The sequence below is a fragment of the Shimazuella sp. NTD248 genome (assembly GCF_059510395.1).
Genome location: NZ_JCAJZT010000018.1, coordinates 1 through 7,826, shown reverse-complemented (window position 1 = coordinate 7,826; position 7,826 = coordinate 1). Strand labels below are relative to the sequence as shown.

The following is a 7,826-nucleotide window of genomic DNA, read 5'->3' as shown; positions in this document are numbered from 1 at the left end:
ATTAACAGGTTTGTGATCTCACTCTTCAGTTTTCAAGGAACAACTTCTCTTTTGTTGTCTGTCCGCTCTGTCGCGGCGACAAGTAATAATATAACACGCTTAAAAATCAAAGTCAACTACTTTTTTTCACTTTTTTTATTGGTTTTGGCCATGTTTCCTTCAATCGAACTACAGCATATGGAAAAATGACAATAGCAAACAATACAATCCATACAGGATTTATCACTAAATCTGAAAAGCCACCCACCATTGCACGAGGAATATTGACAATAAAAAAGACAAATAAACTTATAAAGACAGGATGTTTGGGTAAACGAATAAATGTAATATAAAGAACCTGAACAAAAACGCCTAAATAAACGGTTCCTAATATTACCCCCCATACACCGTAGGTAGCAAATGCTTCCCCTACATAAAGGGTATTGAGTACACCCGCTGTTCCTTCTTGTACTTTCTCTGGAAATAGGTCCATCATAATTACTCTGGCACTTCTCATTTGATCTACATCATACAATTGAAGAATAGAATCTGGTAAACCATAGACATGCAGAAATGGGTATACTTCACCAAAACGATCGACAAAAATATACATCGGAGCAATTTGCGTCAATATGATCCTTCCAATGGGGCCTTGAGAATAATTCAGAAAGGTAGAGCTTCCTGAAGCACCTAGTAATGTATACATCACAACAATGTAAGCTACTCCCACTGCCGTAAAAAAAAGGATCAAACGTAAGTTTAACTTTAATTTCCCAACAAAAATACTAGTTAAAATCAACATGATCATATAAAAAAGTGTTGGTGCTTTTTCAAAGTTATATATTTGAATAATCACAGCTACTACAAATAACAAACCAAACAATACTCTCCAAGACCAAAGGCGGGTTTTTAAAGCATAGGCAAAAGCAACGATCGACAACAGCGGAGTAAGTCCAATCGCCAAAATATTTTTTACATAAACGATACCTGTATACCCTTCTTTTGCATCAATTCTTCCTTTAGCCAAATCAGCAGTATGCCCAAGTAAAGCTGAAAAAAGAGGAATCGTACTCGTATGTAACAGGGTATAAATAACAGATAAAATACTGACGACACTTAAACCTAAAAAAATACGAAAAAACAATTTTTTGTTCGGTTCAGATACAAATACTTCGTTTACAGGAGCATTCCAATACTTATCAAATTCTAAAGCAGGCTTAAATCCTACGATTCTAGAGACTATGACAGTTATAAAAGCGAACAACAAAAATGATCCGCAGACTAAAATAAAACCAAGTTGTCTGGATTCAGGAAAAAGAAGCTTATTAATGATATAGGAACGATCTATTTCCAATACGATCAAAAGAGAACCAATCAAACTGGAAAGAAGGTAGACATACCCAAATATCACCAAGTGTAAATTAGGCTTGTTTAATGATAGCCCACCTGAGCTTTTGTGTAGTAACCAAACACCGATGATTAGAGTAAGTATCCACGCTAGAATCCAAATCACTTAAACTTCCTCCTGATGACTACTTGGTTTTTAGCCCCATAAATTCGCGGTCAATTCGACAAATCGCTAGAGACACAAGAAAATAAATCCATGGGAAAATCTGATACCAACCAGCATAGTTTTGTACTTGTAAATAAACCATCGCAGCAATGGTAATCACGCTTTGAATAAATAAGAAAGACATCTTTCCAACTTTTATAGGTACATGATAGTATTTTTGGCTCTGAATAAAAACGAGAATGCATGTTAGTAAATATGCAATCACATTGGAAATTACGATCCCCCAAAGTCCAAATGGAATATACAATGCGATATTCAATCCAATATTGAGAACGGCTGCAATCACCAAAATACCCGAGATTGACTTTGTTTTCTTTGCAAACAATAAACCTGATGACACAATAATATAGAAAAAATTTAAAAACGATGCTAATGATAGAAATCCTACATATTGATAAGATGTTTGATACTTAGGATCGAGCAACAAAATAACTAATGGCATCACACTTGTCACAAAAACAATACCGAACATCCCAACGGTAAATATAATCATATATGCTTTTGCAAAAAATGCTTTTCCATCTGGGTGATCTTTCATTTGCATCGAATATGGCCTCCAAGCCATTTGAATCCCATAGGTAAGTAAACTGATCATCGTAGCAAATTGAAAAGCTGCTACATATATCCCTACCGAAGTCGTATTATCCATCGCTGCGATAATATAACGATTGGATGATCCCATCACCCAGAAAGATAGGGATGCTGGAACCAATGGTGCCCCATACTGCAATACTTTTACCCAAATTTCCTTATCAAAACGAAGTTTGAGGTATTTAAGCATTTGTCTACCAGAAAGAACAATAACGACAGCTATGCTGATTATCCTTCCCCAAACAATACTGCCAATCGACCCTGACCAATAAACGAGGAGTATATACGATAAAGCAGCAATAAACAACATCTTTGCTACTGTGAGCAATACTACCCGTAGAGTCCGCATCTCATATCGATAAACGGTCAAAGCTAACACATTTATCGAATCAAGTACCAAAGTGACGAGCGATAAATAAAAAAACGGCATCAACTTGCTACTAATATTTAACCATGGTACAAGGTTATTCCCAGCTAGAAGTGCAATTACCGTGAGTCCGACTGCTATCAGCAATCGAAAAGCCATAACATTTTGCACATACTGTAGCTTTTTCTCTTGGTCTTTTTCTTCAAAGTAATAAAAGGCCAAAGCTGTGTCTGTACCAAAGATAACAAAATACCCTAATATACCAATCGTGCCATCAATAATACCCAATACACCATACTCTGAAGGCAGTATGTAATGTGTATAGATCGGAAACATGATAAATGCGATCAATTTTGTGCTCACACTCATCAAAGCATATAAAAACGAATCTCCCGCTAATCTTTTTAGTTGGGCCAACACAGGCTAACATCTCCTATAATGATTGATCTCGAGATGATTTTGCATCCAATATATATTTCCAAAGTGCTACCACCACAATTCCTAAAATTATACCAGCAAGCAATGCAATAATAATGTTTGCTTTCCATGGCGATACTTTCTCTGTAACAGTAAGATTATTTAACGAAGAAGGCGGTACAATTACAGGAGCTTGAGCGCTAGCCAAATCTAACTTACTCGATTGTAACTGTTCTTGTCTTGTCGCTAATTCCTTTTGGAGATTTGTAAACGCATCGACATTAGATCCAGATGGCTTAATTACTTTTGATGCTTGTTCCAATGTAGTTACTCGTTGTTGCAAAGTAGCCATGTATTGTTTTGACATACTGATCTTTTGTTGAAATACTTTTTGTAAATCTGCATAGTAAGCTTTGGATACTTTTTGAAATCCTTTTTCAACTTGGTCTTTGTCTTTGCCACTAAGTTGAATTTGCACTTGTTTATACTTTGGAACAATTACTTGTAATGAAGGTTGAATGTCCTTCGGCAATATGTCTTGATAATTTGCCATAATAATATCAGGCACGGTTACTTTATCATCTGTCGCATCAGCCACATTAAATAATACTGTTCCTTGATATGTAGGCTTTGATACAGCACTCACAATAACCGCAATGATAATGGCGATGATAGGTATTGCAATCAACCAGAACTTTTTCTGCCACATAAAAGCAAGATAATCGTAAAAAGCATACGATTTTTTCGCTTCCTCATTCATTATTTATTCATCCTTTGTCCATAATTTCTAAATTTGTTTTTTTTACGTTTGCTTGGTAAAGGTCAACCATTTTTTGAACACAATCGTCCCACTGGTAGTTTTCTTTCACAAACTGAACTGCGTTCACTTCCATTTGATGACGATTATAATCGTCATTCAACAATGTTTTCATTGCCTTATAAATCTCTTCAGGATCATTATTTGGAATGATCATCCCAGTCTCTCCGTGTTTTACAACTTCAGGCAACCCACCTACATTATTTACGATTACAGGTACCCCGCAAGCTTCTGCTTCCAATGCTGACACCCCAAAGCTCTCACTTTCAGATGGAAGTACAAATAAATCCAATTGACTGAGTAACTGAGGAAGTTCCTCTTGAGGAACAAAACCAACAAAAGTTACCTTTTCTTCCAGTTCCCGCTCCTTTACCATCCGCTGATAACGTTCTTTCTCTGGGCCATCACCAATAATGACTAAATGAACACAATCTTCTTCTTTCACTAATTTAGAAAATGCCTCTATTAATTTCGGATATCCATATATATCCTTTAAACCTTTAGCAATTCCAATATGAAATTCACCGCTCGATTTTTGTGATGGATCATACACGAAATGATTCGTATCTACTCCAAATGGAACCAGTTCAATTGATTTATCTATATATTTTTTCGTCTCCCTGAGCATTACATGACTTGTAGAACAGAGCACATCTGCAGCAGCGAGAGAGTAAGTTAAAATCCGTGTATTTAATGCGTTCTTAGGAAATTGAAAAATATCACTCCCCCATACAGATAAAAACAGAGGGTGAATACGAGCTAGCCCTGCTACAAATCCATAACTAGAAGCGTAATGAGCATGAACAATATCAGGCTTTATTTGCGATAGTAAACTACGAAGTGCAAACACAGTAGTTAGATAAGAAAGCTTTCCTGGTAAGTATTGTGGCAAAGCATACGTTTCCACTCGTTCTGCATGAGTTTTACAATAATGGTTCGAAAACGTGATGATACAGACATCTAATCCTTTTTGTTTCAGTCCTAATGCCCATTTTTGTGTATGTGTAGATGTACTAGGGGCAAATAAAGCGATTTTCATAACTATAACTCCGTTTTGTTTTTTGTTAAGGTTTGATTTACGGTTTGAACACGAGCAATCCACGAGTTACTTGCTAAAAATTTTTCCTGAATGGTTTTCAAAAAAGTTTGATGTTGTTCCATCATTTTTCTAGTTGCAGCCACCATCTCATCAGTCGTTGCACCAGCCACTACACCATATGGTCCACTTTCCACAAATCGTTGTTGTGCAGTACAATTACTGGCCAGCACTGGTAAATAATTAGACAAATACTCCACTAACTTCACAGGAACAGAGAAATCATTGTATGTACTTTTTGTTCTTGGCAAATAGGCAAAATCTATCTCCATATACAATGCATCTAATTCTGCACCAGAAATATGCTTGATGTCTACTTGTAATTGTTTCATTTTTTCTTTTTGTTCATCTGGTAAGCCTTGGTATTCATCCTCTCTACAGACCACCGTCAAGGATAAGTTTTCTGTCTGTATACGCTCCAATGTCTCCAGTAGGAGTGGGAGACCATTATCTGCATGTTTGACTGCACCTACATAAATAGCACGAACTCGATTTCCATCACGATTTGTTTTTTGGAATGCTACTTCTTTTCCACCTGGAGGAAGAGCTACTTTGGTCCTATTTATATCTACATATTTACCCATTTCTAAGCTTGGCAAAAAAATGGCATCCGCATATTTCTCATAAAATTTTTCTTCTCTACGATAAAGCCACTGCATCAATCGTTTTTTCAACCCTTTTAGCGGATAGAGTTCATCAAATTTCCAGTACACATCTCGGTAAAAAATGCCCATCGGGATTTGATGTTGTTTGAGGTATTGAAAAACTTTTTTATCAATAAAAGGTCTACTCGGAGTATGATTTTTATCTGTTAACCAAATAGGGATAGTTTGATTTTCAGCATAACAAAACCTGACATCGGTCAAAGCATTCTGCTGGAGCAATTCATTCCATTTCGCTTCTCGTTCTTTTGACTCACCAGAAACAACGATAACTTCTAATCCTTGATCATTTCCCCACTTCTCAAATGCTTCAATCATTTTGAGTGGGCGTACTTTTGATCCACTATCAGCTTTTTTTGCAAGCGCAAAGGGGAAATAAACTAACACTTTATCCATTGCATAAGTCCTTTCCACATTCAATTGAAAATGAAAACCATTTCTATTTCGAACTCTATCAAAAAAAGTATTTGTTATTCCATCTTAACGAAAAAAAGCCCTTGAAAATATGACAATGCTCCAACAGTCATTTTTCTATCATAACAAGAAAATACTTGTTACACCATAAGAAACTGTGAGTTTATGTAAATATCTTCCTTATAGATCAATAAAAGACAGGAATAAAAAATAAAAAAGCTAGCAAAAACAGAAAACATATAGAGTTTAGTAAAAAATCGACAAATATATGAAAAAACTTGCCCCCCAAAAAGCTAAAAGAGTTGGAACCATCAATGGAACCAACTTGGTGTTTTCCTTATACATTTTTTTGCCCTGCTTGAAATTCATGAATTGCAGTTGACATTTGTTGAAGACCTTTCTGGATTAAAGATCGAGGAGCCGCAATGTTTAAACGTAAAAATCCCTCCCCTTCTCTTCCAAATGTTCTGCCAAAGATAGGAGCTACCTTCGCTTTTTTGAGCATACATTTCATCAAAGTTGGTGTATCCATCTGCAATCCTTGGCAATCTATCCAAGCTAGATAAGTACCTTCTGGCTGTACAACCTTCATTTCTGGAGTATGTTCTTTCAAATAAGAATCCACTAACCTTAGGTTTCCTTCTACATAAGCCATACACTCATTCAGCCAATCTGCACCATATCGATATGCACTTTCTGTCGCAACAACTCCAAAAGTGTTGCTAAATTGTAGAAAAAGGCGATCAAGTGCATTTCTATAAAGATCCCTAAGTTTGATATTTGAGATAATGATATTGGCAGTTTGCACTCCAGGTAAGTTAAACGTTTTAGTTGGTGCATTGCAAATAATAGATCGTTGTGCAATTTCTTCTGATATAGATGCCAATGGAGTATGTTTATTGCCTTGATAAATAAGATCAGAGTGAATTTCATCAGAAATGATTAGAACATCACGCTCGATACATTTTTGTGCAAGAATAGTAAGTTCTTCTTTACTCCATACCCGCCCTACTGGATTATGAGGACTACAAAAGATCAAAATTTTTATTCCTTGATCGAGTTTTCTTTCGAGATCTATAAAATCAATCGTGTAACGATTATTTTCATACTTAAGGGGATTTTCCACTAAAGTTCTATTATTTTTTACCACTACTTCAGATAATGGAGCATAAATAGGAGGCTGTACAAGTATACGATCCCCTGGTTGAGAATAATGGTTAATGATTAAACTAATCGCTTGCATTACACCTGGACTGTAAGATATCCACTCTTTTTGAATCGTCCAATTGTGTTTTTTATCCATCCAATCGACAATTGCATCATAATATGAATCCATGCGAATGTTATAGCCGAACACTCCATGATCGATTCGTTTTGCCATCGCTTCTCTGACAGGCAAAGGGGAACGAAAATCCATATCTGCTACCCACAAAGGCAACAAATCAGGTTCGCGATATATTTTCTCTACTTCATCCCATTTTTCTGAAGAGGTATTATATCGATTAATATACTCATCAAAACTCGAAGCCATATTATCCCCCAATTATTATATTTTTAGGTCATATTCAAACGGTAAACGTTCATCAATAAGTAAAATAAAATATAAGTATTTTCATTATGGCATATAATATGTCCAAACCTCTAATTGTGGATTCCAAACCCTTTATCGCTTGGAGATCAAATATTTGATCTCCGTTTTGGTATAAAATGCTTTCTTCAAGATGTTTCACAGCACCATTCATTTTCCACATTCTAAGAAACTTGCTTTTGATGTATACGATGCTTCCAGCGTTTCTACCTGTACCCCTTTTCCTTTGAATTGTATTCAATCATCCGACAGTTGCCTGTCAGCTGCGAGGCGACCTGGTGCTTACCTCGTTGGACTTTCACGAATTAGCAATTAACGGTTG

The 7,826-nt window shown here is 36.0% G+C and carries 6 protein-coding genes; all 6 read right to left on the bottom strand.

Annotated elements, in window-relative coordinates; genetic code table 11:
- Positions 1–112: 112 nt before the first annotated feature.
- The 6 genes from AC5WOE_RS19805 to AC5WOE_RS19780 all read right to left on the bottom strand — a co-directional run bounded on the left by AC5WOE_RS19805 (position 113) and on the right by AC5WOE_RS19780 (position 7,447).
- Positions 113–1,492, bottom strand: coding sequence for an O-antigen polymerase (locus AC5WOE_RS19805; protein WP_496051573.1), 1,380 nt, complete (start codon positions 1,490–1,492; stop codon positions 113–115).
- Between the two features lie 19 nt (positions 1,493–1,511).
- Positions 1,512–2,930: a lipopolysaccharide biosynthesis protein gene (locus AC5WOE_RS19800; protein WP_496051574.1), complete on the bottom strand. Its 1,419-nt coding sequence runs from the start codon at positions 2,928–2,930 to the stop codon at positions 1,512–1,514.
- A 13-nt stretch (positions 2,931–2,943) separates the two neighbouring features.
- Entirely contained in the window at positions 2,944–3,687 is a 744-nt protein-coding gene (locus AC5WOE_RS19795; RefSeq protein WP_496051575.1) for a Wzz/FepE/Etk N-terminal domain-containing protein, read from the bottom strand.
- Between the two features lie 7 nt (positions 3,688–3,694).
- Positions 3,695–4,783 carry a glycosyltransferase gene (locus AC5WOE_RS19790; protein ID WP_496051576.1) on the bottom strand — a complete coding sequence of 363 codons (1,089 nt, stop codon included), beginning with the start codon at positions 4,781–4,783 and terminating at the stop codon, positions 3,695–3,697.
- A gap of 2 nt (positions 4,784–4,785) precedes the next feature.
- Positions 4,786–5,898, bottom strand: a complete 1,113-nt coding sequence (locus tag AC5WOE_RS19785; protein WP_496051577.1) for a glycosyltransferase — start codon at positions 5,896–5,898, stop codon at positions 4,786–4,788.
- A 355-nt stretch (positions 5,899–6,253) separates the two neighbouring features.
- On the bottom strand, positions 6,254–7,447 hold the full coding sequence (locus tag AC5WOE_RS19780; protein ID WP_496051578.1) for a MalY/PatB family protein: 1,194 nt from the start codon (positions 7,445–7,447) through the stop codon (positions 6,254–6,256).
- Positions 7,448–7,826: the final 379 nt, after the last annotated feature.